Origin of the sequence: Streptomyces sp. cmx-18-6 (assembly GCF_046548915.1) — a bacterium.
GTDB lineage: Bacteria > Actinomycetota > Actinomycetes > Streptomycetales > Streptomycetaceae > Streptomyces.
Genome location: NZ_JAEBEP010000008.1, coordinates 280,467 through 296,971, shown reverse-complemented (window position 1 = coordinate 296,971; position 16,505 = coordinate 280,467). Strand labels below are relative to the sequence as shown.

Annotated in this window: 21 protein-coding genes and 1 riboswitch; of the genes, 11 read left to right on the top strand and 10 right to left on the bottom strand. The window is 72.3% G+C overall.

Annotated elements, in window-relative coordinates; translation table 11 throughout:
• Nucleotides 1-34: 34 nt before the first annotated feature.
• Nucleotides 35-1,195 (top strand): 8-amino-7-oxononanoate synthase, encoded by a 1,161-nt coding sequence (locus tag ACLJPL_RS20830; RefSeq protein WP_411082477.1) that lies wholly within the window; start codon nt 35-37, stop codon nt 1,193-1,195.
• A 191-nt stretch (nt 1,196-1,386) separates the two neighbouring features.
• On the opposite strand, the gene ACLJPL_RS20825 is transcribed toward ACLJPL_RS20830, so the two are convergent.
• Together ACLJPL_RS20825 and ACLJPL_RS20820 are read right to left on the bottom strand one after the other, a co-directional pair.
• Entirely contained in the window at nt 1,387-1,629 is a 243-nt protein-coding gene (locus tag ACLJPL_RS20825; protein ID WP_411082371.1) for a DUF397 domain-containing protein, read from the bottom strand.
• A 29-nt stretch (nt 1,630-1,658) separates the two neighbouring features.
• Entirely contained in the window at nt 1,659-2,519 is an 861-nt protein-coding gene (locus tag ACLJPL_RS20820; RefSeq protein ID WP_411082370.1) for a helix-turn-helix domain-containing protein, read from the bottom strand.
• 246 nt (nt 2,520-2,765) lie between these two features.
• Between ACLJPL_RS20820 and ACLJPL_RS20815 the strand changes: the two genes are divergently transcribed.
• Nucleotides 2,766-3,197: an ATP-binding protein gene (locus tag ACLJPL_RS20815; RefSeq protein ID WP_411082369.1), complete on the top strand. Its 432-nt coding sequence runs from the start codon at nt 2,766-2,768 to the stop codon at nt 3,195-3,197.
• Between the two features lie 134 nt (nt 3,198-3,331).
• Here ACLJPL_RS20815 and ACLJPL_RS20810 read toward each other — a convergent pair whose 3' ends face one another.
• Nucleotides 3,332-4,246, bottom strand: a complete 915-nt coding sequence (locus ACLJPL_RS20810) for a LysR family transcriptional regulator (protein WP_411082368.1) — start codon at nt 4,244-4,246, stop codon at nt 3,332-3,334.
• A gap of 73 nt (nt 4,247-4,319) precedes the next feature.
• Between ACLJPL_RS20810 and ACLJPL_RS20805 the strand changes: the two genes are divergently transcribed.
• A complete protein-coding gene (locus tag ACLJPL_RS20805; RefSeq protein ID WP_411082367.1) occupies nt 4,320-4,973 on the top strand; it encodes a LysE family translocator in 654 nt (217 codons plus the stop codon).
• Between the two features lie 61 nt (nt 4,974-5,034).
• Here the strand turns inward: ACLJPL_RS20805 and ACLJPL_RS20800 are convergent, their stop codons facing one another.
• From ACLJPL_RS20800 to ACLJPL_RS20790, 3 genes are all read right to left on the bottom strand, one after another.
• Complete coding sequence (locus tag ACLJPL_RS20800) at nt 5,035-5,505, bottom strand: C40 family peptidase (protein WP_411082366.1); 471 nt, start codon at nt 5,503-5,505, stop codon at nt 5,035-5,037.
• Nucleotides 5,506-5,508: 3 nt separating this feature from the next.
• Nucleotides 5,509-5,695, bottom strand: a riboswitch (cyclic di-AMP (ydaO/yuaA leader).
• Nucleotides 5,696-6,047: 352 nt separating this feature from the next.
• Nucleotides 6,048-6,353: a hypothetical protein gene (locus ACLJPL_RS20795; RefSeq protein ID WP_411082365.1), complete on the bottom strand. Its 306-nt coding sequence runs from the start codon at nt 6,351-6,353 to the stop codon at nt 6,048-6,050.
• 73 nt (nt 6,354-6,426) lie between these two features.
• Entirely contained in the window at nt 6,427-7,032 is a 606-nt protein-coding gene (locus ACLJPL_RS20790; protein ID WP_411082364.1) for an ATP-dependent Clp protease proteolytic subunit, read from the bottom strand.
• Between the two features lie 303 nt (nt 7,033-7,335).
• Here ACLJPL_RS20790 and ACLJPL_RS20785 point away from each other — a divergent pair, with 303 nt between their 5' ends.
• Nucleotides 7,336-7,632: a type II toxin-antitoxin system Phd/YefM family antitoxin gene (locus tag ACLJPL_RS20785; RefSeq protein WP_411082363.1), complete on the top strand. Its 297-nt coding sequence runs from the start codon at nt 7,336-7,338 to the stop codon at nt 7,630-7,632.
• Nucleotides 7,633-7,819: 187 nt separating this feature from the next.
• Here the strand turns inward: ACLJPL_RS20785 and ACLJPL_RS20780 are convergent, their stop codons facing one another.
• Complete coding sequence (locus ACLJPL_RS20780) at nt 7,820-8,809, bottom strand: ABC transporter permease (protein ID WP_411082362.1); 990 nt, start codon at nt 8,807-8,809, stop codon at nt 7,820-7,822.
• 117 nt (nt 8,810-8,926) lie between these two features.
• Between ACLJPL_RS20780 and ACLJPL_RS20775 the strand changes: the two genes are divergently transcribed.
• From ACLJPL_RS20775 to ACLJPL_RS20745, 7 genes are all read left to right on the top strand, one after another.
• The gene (locus tag ACLJPL_RS20775) at nt 8,927-9,547 is read left to right on the top strand and encodes a TetR/AcrR family transcriptional regulator (protein ID WP_411082361.1); all 621 of its coding nucleotides are present in this window, start codon (nt 8,927-8,929) and stop codon (nt 9,545-9,547) included.
• 139 nt (nt 9,548-9,686) lie between these two features.
• The gene (locus ACLJPL_RS20770) at nt 9,687-9,989 is read left to right on the top strand and encodes an urease subunit gamma (protein WP_411082360.1); all 303 of its coding nucleotides are present in this window, start codon (nt 9,687-9,689) and stop codon (nt 9,987-9,989) included.
• A 13-nt stretch (nt 9,990-10,002) separates the two neighbouring features.
• Nucleotides 10,003-10,314: an urease subunit beta gene (locus tag ACLJPL_RS20765; protein WP_411082359.1), complete on the top strand. Its 312-nt coding sequence runs from the start codon at nt 10,003-10,005 to the stop codon at nt 10,312-10,314.
• On the top strand, nt 10,307-12,028 hold the full coding sequence (locus ACLJPL_RS20760) for an urease subunit alpha (RefSeq protein WP_411082358.1): 1,722 nt from the start codon (nt 10,307-10,309) through the stop codon (nt 12,026-12,028). Before ACLJPL_RS20765 ends, ACLJPL_RS20760 begins: the two co-directional genes overlap by 8 nt.
• A 19-nt stretch (nt 12,029-12,047) precedes the next feature.
• Nucleotides 12,048-12,710 carry an urease accessory protein UreF gene (locus tag ACLJPL_RS20755; RefSeq protein WP_411082357.1) on the top strand — a complete coding sequence of 221 codons (663 nt, stop codon included), beginning with the start codon at nt 12,048-12,050 and terminating at the stop codon, nt 12,708-12,710.
• Nucleotides 12,711-12,775: 65 nt separating this feature from the next.
• On the top strand, nt 12,776-13,453 hold the full coding sequence (ureG, locus tag ACLJPL_RS20750; protein ID WP_411082356.1) for an urease accessory protein UreG: 678 nt from the start codon (nt 12,776-12,778) through the stop codon (nt 13,451-13,453).
• On the top strand, nt 13,450-14,238 hold the full coding sequence (locus ACLJPL_RS20745) for an urease accessory protein UreD (protein ID WP_411082355.1): 789 nt from the start codon (nt 13,450-13,452) through the stop codon (nt 14,236-14,238). The genes ureG and ACLJPL_RS20745 overlap by 4 nt, the downstream gene beginning before the upstream one ends.
• A gap of 174 nt (nt 14,239-14,412) precedes the next feature.
• Here ACLJPL_RS20745 and ACLJPL_RS20740 read toward each other — a convergent pair whose 3' ends face one another.
• The 3 genes from ACLJPL_RS20740 to ACLJPL_RS20730 form a co-directional block, all read right to left on the bottom strand.
• Nucleotides 14,413-15,129 carry a lysophospholipid acyltransferase family protein gene (locus tag ACLJPL_RS20740; RefSeq protein ID WP_411082354.1) on the bottom strand — a complete coding sequence of 239 codons (717 nt, stop codon included), beginning with the start codon at nt 15,127-15,129 and terminating at the stop codon, nt 14,413-14,415.
• Between the two features lie 198 nt (nt 15,130-15,327).
• Nucleotides 15,328-15,486: a hypothetical protein gene (locus ACLJPL_RS20735; protein ID WP_411082353.1), complete on the bottom strand. Its 159-nt coding sequence runs from the start codon at nt 15,484-15,486 to the stop codon at nt 15,328-15,330.
• 68 nt (nt 15,487-15,554) lie between these two features.
• A complete protein-coding gene (locus ACLJPL_RS20730; protein WP_411082352.1) occupies nt 15,555-16,502 on the bottom strand; it encodes a cytochrome c oxidase assembly protein in 948 nt (315 codons plus the stop codon).
• Nucleotides 16,503-16,505 lie beyond the last annotated feature (3 nt).

Genomic DNA, 16,505 nt, shown 5'->3' with positions numbered 1-16,505 from the left:
CTGCCTACAAAAGGGACCGCCTGCCATGTCCTTCGTGCCCTTCGCCCCGTTCGCGTGGATCGACGACGAGGCCCGCCGCCGGGCCGCCGCCGGACTGGTCCGGGCCCTGCGCCCGAGGGAGGCGGAAGCCGGGCTGCTGGACCTCGCGAGCAACGACTACCTGGGGCTCACCCGGCACCCGGAGGTCGTCGCCGCAGCCTCCGCCGCCGTGCACCGCTGGGGTGCGGGCGCGACGGGGTCGCGGCTGGTCACCGGCTCCACCGCGCTGCACGCCGAGCTCGAACGGGAACTCGCCGACTTCTGCGGCTTCGAGGCCGCCCTCGTCCTGTCCTCCGGCTACGCGGCCAACCTCGCGGCCCTGACGGCACTGACCGGCCACGGTTCGCTGATCGTCTCCGACGCCGGCAACCACGCCTCCATCGTGGACGGCTGCCGGCTCTCCCGCGCCCGGACCGCTGTCGTCCCGCACGCCGATCCGGACGCGGTCGCCAAGGCCCTCCACGACCACGAGGGGCGGGCGCTCGCCGTCACCGACTCGGTCTTCTCGGTCGACGGGGACGCGGCGCCGCTGTCCGCGCTGGCCGAGGTCTGCCGCTCCGCGAACGCGGCCCTCCTGGTCGACGACGCCCACGGCCTCGGCGTCCTGGGCGACGGAGGACGCGGCGCCCTGGCCGCCGCCGGTTTTGCGGGCGGCGAGGGCGTCGTCGCCACGCTCACCCTCTCCAAGTCGCTGGGCAGCCAGGGCGGCGCGGTCCTCGGACCGGCCCGCGTCATCGAGCACCTGGTCAACACGGCCCGTACGTTCATCTTCGACACCGGTCTCGCCCCGGCGGCGGCGGGCGGGGCGCTGGGCGCGCTCCGGCTGCTGCGCCGCGAACCGGAACGGGCCGCCAGGGCCCGGGAGGTCGCCCTCGCGCTGTACGGGCGGCTCACCGCCGCCGGGCTGACCGCGGTCCGGCCCGACGCGGCGGTCGTCTCGGTCCGGGCGCCCTCCGCCGACGCGGCGGTGCGCTGGGCGGCCGACTGCCGCACGGCCGGGGTCGCGGTGGGCTGCTTCCGCCCGCCGTCCGTGCCGGACGGGATCTCCCGGCTGCGGCTGACCGCGCGGGCGGACCTGACCGAGGAGCAGATCACGGCCGCGGTGGCCACGGTCGTCTCCACCGCTCCCCGGGAGGCCCTGGCCCCGTTCGACTGACTGGTGCGGTTTCGCGCTCAGCCGCTCCGTGCGGTTTCGCGCTCAGCCGCTCCGTGCGGTTTCGCGCTCAGCCGCTCCGTGCGGTTTCGCGCTCAGCCGCTCCGTGCGGTTTCGCGCTCAGCCGCTCCGTGCGGCTTCGCGCTCAGCCCATCCGTGCGGCTTCGCGCTCAGCTCACCCGGTACGGCTTCGCTCAGCCGGCCCGGTACGGGTCCAGCCCGGCCACGAAGGTGGTCCAGGCCGTCGCGGAGAAGCGCAGCGGCGGCCGCTCCACGTCCTTGGAGTCGCGTACGGTCAGGAGCGCGCCGCCGTGATCCGGTCCCTCCAGCCGCGCGGTCTCCACGCAGTTGTTCATTCCGGTCGAACGGCTGCTGCGGCGCCACAGCAGTGGCTCCGCGGCGGTCGGTAAGGCGTGCGGTGCGAGACGGTCGGACATGATGCCCCCCTCGGGCAGAGTCGGACGTCCTAACGAGTGCCGCAGCGGATCGCGGCGATGAGCTCCAGCGATTGTTCCGGCGTCAGTGCGTGCGCCTGCAAGGTGCGGAAGGCCGAGCTGTACGCCTCGAGGTCTTCTTTCCGCTCCAGGTAGAGGCTACTCGTCAAGTGGTCGAGAACGACCACATCCAGATCAGAAATGTTCGGAAAGGAGAAGATGACGAAAGGGCCGGTGAGGCCGACATACCCGCCCACCGAGAAGGGCAGCAACTGGAGCCGCACATGAGGAAGTTGAGCGACCTGACTCAGATGGCCCAGCTGATCCCGCATCACCTCGGGGCCGCCCACCTCGCGCCGCAGCACGGCTTCGTCCAGTACGGCGGTGAACCGCAGCGGCGGGCTCGCGCGCAGAACTCTCTGACGGGTCAGCCGGACCTCGACCAGGGAGTCCAGCCGGTCCGCCGGTAACCCGTCCAGCGCGGCCCGGGTCACCGCCCGGGCGTAACCGGCGGTCTGGAGCAGCCCCGGAACCACCGAGGTCTCCAGCGTCCGCACCGTGCTCGCCTGGGACTCCAGACTGATGAAGTCGCGGTACTGCGGCGGGATCAGCCCCCGGTACGCGTGCCACCACCCCGAGCCGCCGCCGCCCGCCGATCCGGCGAGGACTTCGAACAGGGCGCGCAACTGCGCGTCGTGCACCGCGTAGGCGTCGAGCAGGCGCGTCACGTCGTCGGCGCTCACCCCGCTCGCACCGGTCTCGATGCGGCTCACCTTCGACTGGTGCCAGCCGAGCAGCCGCGCCGCGTCCCGGCTGGTCAGCCCGGAGGCGTTCCGCAGGCTCCGCAACTCCTCGCCGAGCTTGCGCCGTCGGACGACGGGGCCGTGCAGCATCCAGGTCTCCTTGCGCCGTGCGGGAAGGGGCGGGGCCGACACGCACCGCAAGGTTCGGGCCCGCAGAGGGGTCAGTGTGCCCTTCGTCCACGTCCTGCGGGACCCGAATTCACCGCTTCGAGCGACAGATATATGCATATCTTGGTCGAACGTCGTTACAGCGAGCTTCAACAGTGGCAGTCTGGCGCGAAGCACAATCCTGGCCGACTGCCGGTCGGCCGGGGCGCGAAAGGGACGGGCGTCGCCATGGCAGACCATCAGGAAGCAACCGTCACTCTGCCGAGCGATCCGGCCTCGGTCTCCTCGGCCCGCAGATATGTGGCCAGGACACTGGCCGAATGGGGCCTCGGAGAGGACACCGACTTCGCCGACACCATCCGGCTGATCATCTCGGAACTCGCCACCAACGCCGTCCAGCACACCTTCGGCCAGTCGCCCACCTTCACCGTGGATCTGCGTCTCGAACGGGACGAGGAACTGCGCCTCGGGGTGACGGACAGTCACCCCCGGTGGCCCCAGAGACTTCCCGCCGCCGTACGGCAGGACAACGGGCGGGGCATGGTGATCATCCGCGCGCTGGCCAAGGAGCGCGGCGGGCGGCTCACGGTCGTCCCCACGGCCGAAGGCGGCAAGACGGTCTGGATCATCCTGCCCTGGGCGGTGCCGGTCCAGGGCTGACACGGACGCGGCGGGACGGCGTACCGCTGAGCGGCGGTTCCTGAACCCGGCCGGATCCGGAGAATCGGGAACAGCCACTCCGGATCCGGAGACCGGAGGTAGCCGCTCCGGATCCGGCGACGGGGAGCAGCCGCTCAGATCGCCGCGCCCCGGCCGAAGCCGCTCCGCAGCAGCGCGAGCAGCGTCGCCGCCGCCGCGGTCGCCCGTTCGCCCCGGTGCACGACGGAGATCGTCCGGCGGAAGGCCGCGGGCTCCAGCCGCCGGACGGCCAGCGGCGTGGACGACAGCGACGCGACCATCTCCGGCACCACCGCCACCCCGAGCCCCGCGCTGACCAGCGCGCACACCAGCGCGTAGCCGGGCGACTCGCACACCACCGCCGGTGTGGCGCCCGCCTGCGCCAACGCGCTCTCCACACCGCGCCGGGGCGGATGCGTGGGCGCGCTGCTGATCAGGGGCCGTCCCGCCAGCTCGGTGACCGCCAGCCGCCCGGTGCCCTCGGCGAGCCGGTGGCCGACCGCGGTCGCCAGCACCAGCTCCTCGACCAGCAAGGGTTCCAGGGTGACGCCTGGAGGCGGCGGGTCGGCCGCCGCGGGCTCGTAGGCGTGGGTCAGCGCCAGATCCACTTCGCCCGCCGCCACCGCGGCGACCCCGCCCGGGGGCTCGTACTCGGTGACGGCCAGCTCGACGTCCGGATGGGCCCGCCGGAACGCGCTCAGGACCGGCGGCAGCAGATGGACCCCGGCCGTCGTGAACGTGCCGACCCGCAGCCTGCCCCCGGAGAGCTCGGCCAGCTGTGCCAGCTCGTGCCGCGCCTGGTCCAGCTCGTCCAGGGCCCGCCGGGCGCGGCCCGCCAGCAGCTCCCCGGCCGCTGTCAGCCGCGCCCCGCGATGGTGGCGCACCAGGAGCGTCGCCCCGGCCTCGCGCTCCAGTTTGGCCAGCTGCTGGGAGAGCGCGGGCGCGGTGTAGCCCAGGTGGGCGGCGGCCCGCGTGATCGATCCGGTCTCGGCGACCGCCACCAGCGCCGCGAGCCGTGTCGCGTCGTACATTAAGCGTTCCTTTAGGCAGACCCAGAAGATTGCAAGTACACGCTAAAGGCTTCCACGGTCCAGGCTGGACCCCATGGACGCTCAACTGATCGCCTTCACCGGGATCGCCGCCGGTATGGTCGCGCTGCCCGGCGCCGACTTCGCCGTCGTCGTACGCAACGCCCTGGCCTCGCGGACCGCCGGCCTGGCCACCGCGTTCGGCGTCGCCGGGGGACTGCTCGTGCACACCGCGCTCGCCGTGGCGGGGCTGGCCGCAGTGCTCGTGACGATGCCCGTGCTCTTCCGCACCGTCCAACTGCTCGGCGGGGCGTACGTGCTCTACCTCGGCATCAGCGCCCTGTACGCGGTCCGGCGCCGGGTCTCCGAGGAGAGCAGCCGTACGCCGGACCAGGTACCGCCTGAGGAGTCCAAGGAGGCCAAGGAGTTCGGGCGCGCCCTGCGTCAGGGTTTCCTGACCAACGCGCTCAACCCCAAAGCGCCCGTGCTCTTCCTCAGCCTGCTGCCCCAGTTCGTCCCGGACGGGCAGCCGCCGTTGCCCAGGACGCTGGTGCTCGCCGCCCTCGTGGTGGCTCTCGCCCTCATCTGGTTCCCGGCCGTCGCCCTCCTCGTGGACCGGCTGGGCCGGTGGCTGCGCCGACCGCGTACCGCCCGGGCGATCGAGGGCGGCAGCGGTGTGGCGCTCACCGGACTGGGGCTGGCGCTGGTGACCGGCCCGCTCCTGCGGTGAGTACGGAGAGAGCCTCCGCACGAAGAGAGCGCCCGCACGGAAAGAGCGTCGGGCCGGTGGGTCAGCGGACCCGTCCGTACCAGACGCTCTTGGACCAGATTTTCGCCAGTCGCACCACGTCCCCCGATTTGGGGGAGTGCCAGATCTTCCCGGCCCCGGCGTAGATGCCCACGTGGTAGACGCTGCGCCCCGAATGGAAGAACACGAGGTCGCCGGGTTTCCTCTTCGACGAGGAGATACGGCTGGTCTTGTTGTACTGCTGCTGTGCCGTGCGGGGAAGTTTCTTGCCGACCTTCTTGAACGAGTAGACAGTCAGCCCTGAACAGTCGAAACGGTTGGGGCCGGCGGCCCCGTACTTGTAAGGGGAGCCCTTCTTCGACGCGGCGACCTTCAGCGCCTTCGTCGAGTGGGTGGCGGCCTCGGCGTCGTCGACCAGGCCGGGTGCCAGCATCGAGGACGTCACGGCCAGGGTGAGCACCGATGCCGTACCGAAGCGGGCGAACAGAGACGGGACATGAACCTGCGCAGACATGCGCAACCCTTCGTCAGCCGCCTGTGAAGGATGACCTGTCGGGTTCGGGCTGGCGAAGTTGCCCGGCCGCTTGACGCGGCTTCACCCCGAGGGCTTCCCGGTCTCCCGGTCGGCCCGTTGTGCTCGGGTCCTCCACTCCTGCCGATCCACTCCTGTCGACCAGTCATCCGGGAGGCGGCAGGACTCGGCGTCCACCCGGACCGCCCCGCCGCGGTGGCGGGGGCTTGTCGTCCCAGGGATCTTGACCCACCAAGTGCCGGATTTCCGAGTCGAAACGGTGATTTGTGAGTCTCCTCACCACTGATCCGTTCGAGTGGACAGGGCGGATTCGCGCCCGCCGACGAGCCGGGCGCACACCCTCGTACCAGCGACGAAAGGGCGCATTTCGAGTACGGCCCACGCGGGGAACGCAAGTTGAGCCATCGCTCGCGCGGGTGAACTCCTACGCCGAACGAGCGAGGAAAATCGATCGCGGGACCGGGCGTGTCGCACGGCGCGATCCGCCGGCACACCCTCTATGCGCTCCCGGCGCGCGGAGCGGCTCAGTTCGGGGTCGGAGGCATGGCGACCCGGCCCGCCCGACGCTCGCCGTCCAGCACCCGCAGGGCCCGCGCGAGCGTCGCCGCGTGAATCTGCCGCTCACCCCGCTCGTGCATCAGGGCCAGGGCGTCGCGCAGGGCCGCCGCCCCGGAGGCCAGGGCCTGAGCGGCTCTCAGGGCGCTGTAGGTGTCGCTGCCGCGCGCCGGGTTGATGCGGCCCACCTGGTCCAGGACCGCCAGGTAACAGTCGATGAACTCGCCCTCGGCGCGGGTCAGTGCGGGCAGGGGCGGGAACTCCGTTGGCTCCATGGGCGGTTCACCTCGCGTCGTGCGGCGGCTGGGGGTGAGGGGGCGTCCTGTCGACCGAGTCGCGGAACGTCCCCTAGCGGTTCTCCACGACATGGTCCACCAGCCCATGGGTGCGGGCGGCCCTCGCGTCGAGGATGGTGTCGCGCTCGATGTCGGCGGTGACCTGCTCGGCGGTCCGGCCGGTGTGCCGGACCAGCATGGCCGTGAACATCTCGCGGGTGCGCACCAGTTCGCGCGCGTAGATCTCCAGGTCGGACGGCTGGCCCCGCATCGGCTCCTCCAGTGCGGGCTGCTGAATGACTACCCGCGCACCGGGCAGAGCATGTCGGCGTCCCGGCGCACCGGCCGCCAGCAGGGCGGCGGCGTAGGAGCCGGCCTGGCCCAGGCAGAAGGTCTCCACCTCGCAGGTCAGGAACTGCATCGTGTCGTAGACCGCGGCCATCGCTCCGAACGAGCCGCCGGGGGAGTTGATGTAGAGCGACAGGGGCCGGTCCGGATCGGCGTGCTCCAGATACATGAACTGGGCGATGAGGTCGCTCGCCGCGGTGTCGTCGATCGGAGTCCCGAGAAAGACGATCCGCTCGGAGAGCAGCTTGGAGTACGGGTCCAGCGTCCGGGTTCCGGTCGCGGAGCGTTCGGTGAACTCGGGCAGTACGTGGCGGGCGGTGGGTCGGATCATGCGAAGTCCCTCTCCTCGGCGCGTGACGGAGCGCAGGCGCGGTCCGGATGGGACCCGTGCGAACGCTCCGTCAGAAATGTACAGGACGTACAGATCGGGGGGAGGGTCTTCGGAGTGAGGGGAGCGAAGAAGGGCCCGGCGGACCTCTGCTCGCAGGCGCTCCGGGCTCCGGCGGGCCCTGCGGCGGGGAGGGTGACGGGTTCGCGGGCCCACCGGGGGCGCGACGCGGGGGGCCGGCGGCTGGGCCGCGCGGATGCCGGAAGGCCACCCTGGGCGGTTGCGCGCCCCGCTTAAGCTGGAGCCATGGCTTACGAGATTCCGGTGACGCAAGCACGGGCGGAGCTCGCCGACCTGATCAACCGGGTCGTCTACGGCGGTGAGCGGGTGGTCGTGACACGGCACGGCAAGCCGCTCGTCGCGCTGGTGTCCGCCGCCGACCTGGAACGGCTGGAGGGGCTGGAGGAGGAGGGGACGGCGGCCGAGGAGCAGGTGATCAGCTCGGTCTCCTCGATCGGCTCGGCCACGTCGGTCGTCCGCGGAGGCTCGCAGCGGTTCGGGATCGCGGCCGAGCACCGCGGCCCGGGCGACCCGCGCGCCTGACGCCCGGGCCGGGCGACCCGCGCGCCTGACGCCCGGCCCGGGCGACCCGCGCGCCTGACGCCCGGCCCGGGCGACCGGGAAGACCGCCTGCCCTGCCGAACGCGAAGCCCGGGCCGGGGTGAGCCGGAAACACCCTGCCGTACGCGCGCCCGGCGCGTCGCAACGCCCGAACCGTGAGGCCCCGCCCTCAGTCGGTCACCGCCGCTCCCCGCGAGGCCGGGGCGGTCGGCGCGGCGGTCGTGCCGCGTCGTCGGCCCATGACCAGGACCGCCGCCAGGCCGAGCGCCGACCAGAGCGCGAGCGTCAGCACGGCGCCGCCCGCCGCGCTGCCGTCGAAGAACGCGACCGAGCGCAGCAGCGACCCGCCCGCGCCCGGCGGCAGCCACTGGCCGATCGCGCCGACCGGTTCGGGAAGCATCCTGGGGGCGCTGGTGACCCCGGAGAAGGAGTTGCCCAGCAGCACCATCAGCAGCGCGCCCAGGCCGATTCCGCGTGGGCCGAGCAGGGCGGCGAGCCCTGCCACCGCCGCGCTGATGGCCAGGACCGTCAGGGCGAGCACACCGGCCTCGGTCCACCAGTCGCCCGTGATGACGCCGAGCCAGCTGTGTGCCACGGCCGTGGCGGCCAGGCCCACCAGCGCGGCCGATCCGGCCAGCGTCAGCGCCGCCCGCGTCCCGCGCAGCCCCAGCATCGCGACGGCCGCTCCCGCCCCCATCCCCGCCAGGGCCAGCGGCAGCACGCTCGCGCCGAGTGCGCTGCCGCGCGGATCCCCGGCGGGTGCGGCCACCACATCGGTGACCCGGACCTGAGCGCCCTCCGGCGCCGCCGACGTCACCGCCTCGCGCAGCAGCTGGGCGACCACGGGGCCCGCCGCCGACGCGATGAGCACGTGCGGGCCTTCCGGTCCGACGACGACGGCTCCGTATACGACCCGGTCCTCGATCGCCGTCCGCGCGGCGGACTCGTCGTCGAAGCGGTGCACCTCGAAGGCTCCCGCGCGCTGCTCGAACTGCCGCTGCACCTGCTCGGCCGCCGGAGCCGCGCCCGCCACCCCCACCGGGAGGTCACGGGGCGCGATCCGCGCGGCGGGCCAGGCGAAGGCCCAGAGAGCGAGCGTCACCACCAGCGGGATGAGCAGGGCGACCGCCACCGCGCGGCGGTTGGGGTGTAGCGACATGAGGGCCTCGATTCGCGGGGCAGGCAAAGAGAAGGATTGTTCGTTTTATGAACTGGCCCCACTGTCGGCGCGGTCTCTGAGCTTGTCAAGAAGGAACGTTCGTTTTAGGTTGAGCCCATGGCCCGTGTATCCCAGGAACACCTCGACGCCCGCCGCCGTCAGATCCTCGACGGCGCCGCGCGCTGTTTCGCGCGCAGCGGCTTCCACGGCACGTCCATGCAGGACGTCCTCAAGGAGGTGGGCCTGTCCGCCGGTGCGGTGTACCGCTATTTCCCCGGCAAGGAGGACATCATCGCGGCCATCACCGAGGAGACCTTGTCCACCATCCGCGGCGCGTTCGAGGAAGCCGGCCGCATGTCTCCGCCGCCCACCCCGGACGCCCTGCTGAGCGGCGTGCTCGGCACGGTGCTCGCCGGGCGGCTGCACGGGCTGGAGCGCCGGACCTTCGCCGCCCTCGCCGTGCAGCTCTGGTCCGAGACGCTGCGCGACGAGCGGCTCGCCGCACAGCTGGACGAGGGGTACGCCGCGATGCGCGCCGCATGGGCGAAGCTGGTCAGGGCCTACCGGGACGCCGGGATCCTGAGCGGCGACGTGCCGGACGACCATGTGTCGCGCACGCTGATCGCCACGGCGCAGGGGTTCATCCTCCAGGAGGCGCTCTTCGGGGACGTACGCCCCGAGGTCGTGGCGAACGGGTTGCGCGGGCTGATGTCCATGGGCCCGCAAAAGGCCAGTTAACGCAATGGAAAAACTTCCGCCCTAACGTGCAATACCTGGTCGCGAGGGCCGGGTTCGTCGTTCAACGAACTGTTGAACGGGGATAGGGTCCCGCTGCGCCCGGAGGCCGGTGCCGGGCGGAAGACGATGAGGTGGAAGCGTGCAACTGACCCCGCACGAGCAGGAACGCCTGCTCATCCATGTGGCCGCCGACGTGGCCGAGAAGCGCCGGGCACGCGGGCTGCGGCTCAATCACCCCGAGTCCGTCGCCCTGATCACCGCCCATCTGCTGGAAGGCGCGCGGGACGGCCGCAGCGTCGCCGAACTCATGGCCTCCGGCCGCACATTGCTCACCCGGGACGAGGTCATGGACGGCATCCCCGAGATGCTGCACGACGTCCAGGTCGAGGCCACCTTCCCGGACGGCACCAAGCTCGTCACCGTCCACGACCCGATCGTCTGACGGGGCCGCGCCGATGATTCCCGGAGAGATCCTGTACGGGGACGGGGGCATCGCCCTCAACGAGGGGCGTCCCGTCACCCGCCTCACCGTCCTCAACGCCGCCGACCGCCCCGTCCAGGTCGGCTCCCACTACCACTTCGCCGAGGCCAACCCCGGGCTGCGCTTCGACCGGGCGACCGCCCACGGGCTGCGGCTGCACATCGCGGCCGGCACCGCCGTCCGCTTCGAACCCGGCATCCCCGTCGACGTCGAACTCGTCCCCCTGGCCGGCCGCCGCGTCGTCCCCGGCCTGCGCGGCGAAACCGGAGGCGCCCTCGATGCCTGACATCGACAGGGCCGTGTACGCCGACCTGTTCGGGCCCACCGCCGGCGACCGGATCCGCCTCGCCGACACCGACCTGTTCGTCGAGATCGAGGAGGACCGCTCCGGCGGCCCCGGCCGCGCGGGCGACGAGGCGGTCTTCGGCGGCGGCAAGGTGATCCGCGAGTCCATGGGCCAGGCCCGCACGACCCGGGCCGAGGGCGCACCCGACACCGTCATCACCGGCGCGGTCGTGATCGACCACTGGGGCGTCGTCAAGGCCGACATCGGCATCCGCGACGGCCGGATCACCGGCATCGGCAAGGCCGGGAACCCGGACACCATGGACGGCGTCCACCCCGACCTGGTGATCGGCCCCGAGACCGAGATCATCGCGGGCAACGGCAAGTTCCTGACGGCCGGCGCGGTCGACGCGCACGTCCACTTCATCTCGCCCACCCTCGTGGACCAGGCGCTCTCCAGCGGCATCACCACGCTCGTCGGCGGCGGCACCGGGCCCGCCGAAGGCACCAAGGCCACCACCATCACCCCGGGACCCTGGCACCTCGCCCGGATGTTCGAGGCCCTGGAGACCTTCCCCGTCAACATCGGGCTGCTCGGCAAGGGCAACACCACATCCCGCGACGCCATGTACTCCCAACTGCGCGGCGGAGCACTGGGATTCAAGATCCATGAGGACTGGGGCGCGACCCCGGCCGCCATCGACGCCTGCCTCACCGTCTGCGAGGAGACCGGCGCCCAGCTCGCCATCCACACCGACACACTCAACGAGGCCGGGTTCGTCGCCGACACCCTCGCCGCCATCGCCGGGCGCTCCATCCACGCCTACCACACCGAAGGCGCGGGCGGCGGGCACGCGCCCGACATCATCACCGTGGTCTCGGAGCCGTACGTCCTGCCGAGCTCGACCAACCCGACCCGGCCGCACACCGTCAACACCATCGAGGAACACCTCGACATGCTGATGGTCTGCCACCACCTCAACCCGGCCGTCCCCGAGGACCTGGCCTTCGCGGAGTCCCGCATCCGACCCTCCACCATCGCGGCGGAGGACATCCTCCACGACCTCGGCGCGATCTCGATCATCTCCTCGGACTCGCAGGCGATGGGCCGCATCGGTGAGGTGATCCTGCGGACCTGGCAGACCGCCCACGTCATGAAGAAGCGGCGCGGCGCGCTCGCGGGGGACGGGGCGGCCGACAACCACCGGGTCCGTCGCTATGTCGCCAAATACACCATCAACCCGGCGGTCGCGCAGGGCCTGGACCGGGAGATCGGCTCGGTGGAGACCGGCAAGCTCGCGGACCTCGTGCTGTGGGACCCGGCGTTCTTCGGTGTGAAGCCGCAGACCGTGATCAAGGGCGGGCAGATCGCCTACGCGCAGATGGGCGACGCCAACGCCTCCATCCCGACCCCCCAACCGGTCATGCCCCGGCCGATGTTCGGCGCGCTGGGCCGGGCCGCCGCGCGCGGCTCCCTCAACTTCGTCACCGGGACGGCCATCGAGGACGGGCTGCCCGAACGGCTCGGCCTGGACAAGCGGTTCACGCCGATCACCAGCACCCGAGGCGTGACCAAGGCGGACATGCGGGAGAACGACGCGATGCCGCACGTCCACGTGGACCCCGACAGCTTCGCCGTCACCATCGACGGCGAACCGGTCGAGCCCGCACCGGCCACGGAACTGCCCATGGCCCAGCGCTACTTCCTCTTCTGAGCAGACGGGACCCCCAGCCATGTCACGCGCAGCCCTGCTCGTCCTCTGCGACGGACGGTTCCCCGCCGGCGGTCACGCCCACTCCGGCGGGGCCGAACCGGCCGTCACCCAGGGGCGCATCCGCAACGCCGACGACCTCGCCGCCTTCTGCCGGGGCCGCCTGCACACCACCGGGCTCACCTCCGCCGCCCTCGCGGCGGCGGCCGCCCACGGGCTCGATCCGCTCGCAATCGACGAGGCGGCCGACGCCCGTACGCCCTCGCCCGCCCTGCGGGCCACCGCCCGCAAGCTGGGCCGGCAGATGATGCGGGCCGCCCGCGCCACCTGGCCGGGCCCGGAGCTCGACGCGCTCGCCACGGCCCGGCCGCGCGGCGCCCACCAGCCCGTCGTCCTCGGCCTCACCGCCCGGGCGGCGGGGCTGGGGCCGAAGGACGCGGCGCACTGCGTGGCGTACGAGACGGTCAGCGGGCCGGCCACCGCCGTGGTCCGGCTGCTCTCCCTCGACCCCTTCCAGGCCACCGCCGTACTCGCCCGCCTCGCACCCGAGCTGGACGAGGTCGCCGCTCAGGCCGCCGAGGCCGCCCGACAGGGCGTCGACGCCCTGCCCGCCGCCTCGGCCCCGCTCCTGGACATCACCGCCGAGGCGCACGCGGCCTGGCCCGTCCGCCTCTTCGCCTCCTAGGGCCTATCCGGTCCTGATCCGCCGGACACGCCCCGGCCGGCCCCCTCACCCCGACAGGAGCCCCCATGCACCTCGGCCACACCCACGACGGCCCCGCAGCCGTCAGCGCCGACGCCGCCCGCCCGGACGGCACCCGGCGCGCCCTGCGCATCGGACTCGGCGGGCCGGTCGGATCCGGCAAGACGGCCACCGTCGCCGCCCTCTGCCGCGAACTGCGCGACCAGCTCTCCATCGCCGTCGTCACCAACGACATCTACACCCAGGAGGACGCCGCCTTCCTCCTGCGCAACGCCGTCCTGCCGCCCGAGCGCATCCAGGCCGTGGAGACCGGCGCCTGCCCGCACACCGCGATCCGCGACGACATCTCCGCCAACCTCGAAGCCGTCGAGGATCTGGAGGACTCGGTGGGCCCGCTCGACCTGATCCTGGTGGAGTCCGGCGGCGACAACCTCACCGCCACCTTCTCCAAGGGGCTCGTCGACGCCCAGGTCTTCGTCATCGACGTGGCCGGCGGCGACGACATCCCGCGCAAGGGCGGCCCCGGCGTCACCACCGCCGACCTCCTGGTCATCAACAAGACCGACCTCGCCCCGTATGTCGGCTCCGACCTCCAGCGGATGGCCCGCGACGCCAAGGAGCAGCGCGGCGAACTCCCCGTGCTCTTCACCTCGTTGACCTCCGCCGAGGGCGTCGGACCGGTCGCCGGCTGGGTGCGGGCGCAGCTCGCCTCCTGGACCGCATGAGCGTCCGCGCCACCGCCCGGCTCCGCGCCGAACCCGACGCCCGGGGCTCCACCGCCCTGCCCGTCCTGGAGAGCGCGGGACCGCTCGCCCTGCGCCGCACCCGCTCGCCGCTGCGCCCGTACGCCCGGGTCACCATCGTCGGCGCGATGAGCGCCCCCCTCAACGGCGACCGCCTCGCCCTGGAGGCGGAGGTCGCGGACGGCGCACGCCTCACCGTCGACGCGGCGGCGGCCACCGTCGCGCTCCCGGGCGCACGGGGGGACGGCGAGCCGTCGACGTACGCCGTGGATCTGAGCGTGGGGGAGGGGGCCGTCCTGCACTGGCTCCCCGAACAGCTCATCTCCGCGCACGGCAGCGACCTGCGCCTGGACACCCGCGTCGAACTGGCCGCCACCGCAAGGCTGTTGCTCCGCGAGGAGCAGATCCTCGGCCGCCACGGCGAGCCCACCGGCGCCCTCACCACCCGGCTCACCGTCCGCAGAGCGGGCCGCCCGCTCCTGGACCAGCGACTGGCCTTCGGACCCGGCGCACCCGGTGGCTGGGACGGCCCCGCCGTCCTCGGCGGCCACCGGGCGGTCGGCCAACTCCTCCTGGCCGACCCGGCCTTCGAGGAAGCCCCGCTCCCCGCCCGCCTCCTCGGCCCCACCGCCGCCCTCACCCCGCTGGCCGGCCCCGCCGTCCTGGTCACGGCGGTGGCCGCCGACGCCCGCCTGCTGCGGGCGATCCTGGACGAGGCGATGCGCGAGCTGCTGGACGGGCTGAAGGCGGACCGCTGCGAGGGCTGAGACCGCTCGGAGGAACGCCCCCGGCCCACCGCCACGGACGCCCGCCGGACCGGGATCGGCCCGCCCGGTTGCCCCGCCCTGCTCACTCGCGCCCCGGTCATGGTCCGCCGCCCCCCCCTCAAAGGAAGGCCGGCCCACCCGGACCAGGCCGCTCCGCCCGTGGGGGATCCGCGCTCAGCGTCGCAGCTTCGGGAACTTCCTCGGCGGCGCGGCCTCCTGCTCGGCCGCCTTCACCTTCGCCGCGTACTCGTCCACGTACTCCTGTCCGGACAGTTCGAGGATCGCGTACATGATCTCGTCCGTCACGGCCCGGATCACGGCCTTCTGGTTCTCCATGCCCGCGAAGCGCGAGAAGTCCAGCGGCTCGCCGAACCGGATCGCGACCCGCTTGATCTTCGGGACGACCTGGCCGGGCGGCTGGATCTCGAACGTACCGAGCATGGCGCAGGGGATCACCGGTACCTGGGCGGTGATCGCCATGACCGCCACCCCGACCTTGCCCTTGTAGAGCCGGCCGTCGTGCGAGCGGGTGCCCTCGGGGTAGATGCCCAGCAGCTCGCCCTTGCTCAGCACTCCCAGGCCCTCGCGGATCGCCGCCTGGCCCGCGTCCTTGCCGGACCGGTCCACCGGGATCTGGCCAGCGCTGTGGAAGAACGCGGCGGTGAGCCTGCCCTTGATTCCCGGGCCGGTGAAGTACTCGGCCTTCGCGAGGAACGTGATGCGCCGCTTGATGATGGCGGGCATGAGGAAGTGGTCCGAGAAGGAGAGGTGGTTTCCGGCGACGATCGCCGCGCCGTCCTCCGGGATGTTCTCCAGCCCCTCGATGCGAGGGCGGAACAGCACCCGCAGCACGGGCCCCAGGACCACATATTTCAGGATGTAATAAAACACCTTGTGGGTGCACCTCGCTCTGCCGGGTCGGCGTCAGGGCTGCGTACTACCAGGTCGTCGGGGTGAAGAGGACCGTCAGTTTAAGTCCCCGCCACCCTCCGGCGACCGTGGTGAACCGGTCACCCGGCTCGTACCCCTTCGCACAGCCGACAGGCCCCCGACGCCCCCGTACGGCGGGCGGGCGGGAGGTCGGGCCGGTCAGGTGTCCTGGGCGGCCAGCATGCCGAGGGTGCACAGCCCCAGCACCACCCAGCCGAACCAGAGCCAGCCGCTGCTTCCCAGCGCCACCGTGTACGCCGTCACCGTGACCAGCGCCCCGACCGTCACGTATCCCATGGTTCTCGTCGATCCGGACATGCGCGTAGCCTCCTCGGGTCGGCCGCGCGGCCGTTCACCCCATGGTCACCCCGAGGACGCCTCCCGCGCTACTGTCGCGCCTGCAATGACGCGAGATAGGCGTTGTACGCCGCCAGCTCCTTGTCGCCGTCGCGGTCGGCGGCCCGGTCCGTTCGCCTGGCGGTGCGCTGCTCGGAGCGGTACCACTGGTAGACCAGCGCGATCAGCACCAGCACGGAGGGGATCTCGCTGAACGCCCAGGCGATGCCGCCCGCCCAGTTCTGGTCGGTGAGGGCGTCGATGCCCAGGGACGCGGGCGGATTCCGGTATGTCTCGACCATCGGCGTGCTCGCCATCATCAGCGCGATCCCGAAGAACGCGTGGAACGGCATCCCGGCGAACAGCTCCAGCATCCGCATCACATAGCCCGGCCGGTGCGGGCCCGGGTCGACGCCCATGATCGGCCAGAAGAAGACCAGGCCGACCGCCAGGAAGTGCACCATCATCCCGATGTGGCCGGGCTTGGAGCTCATCAGGAAGTCGAAGACCGGCGTGAAGTACAGCGCGTACAGGCTCGCGATGAACAGCGGAATCGTGAACGCCGGATGCGTGATGATCTTCATGTACCGGCTGTGCAGCAGCTTCATGAGCAGCTCGCGCGGCCCGATCCGGCCCCGGGCGGCCGGCGGCAGCGCGCGCAGCGTCAGCGTCACCGGGGCCCCGAGCAGCAGCAGGATCGGCGACAGCATGCTGATCACCATGTGCTGCACCATGTGCACGCTGAACATGACCATGCCGTAGTCGTTCAGCTTGGTGCACATCACCAGCGCGATGCTCAGCACGCCCACGACGAAGAAGACGATCCGGTTGACCGGCCAGCCGTCCCCGCGCCGACGCAGCCGCACCACGCCGTACCCGTACAGGGCGAGCGCCGCGACGCAGCCGGTCAGGAAGAACGGGTCGGGTGAGAACTCCAGCCCCCGTCCCAGCGTGAACGGCGGCAGATCCATGTTCATGCCGTGCCCGCTGTGATCCATCTG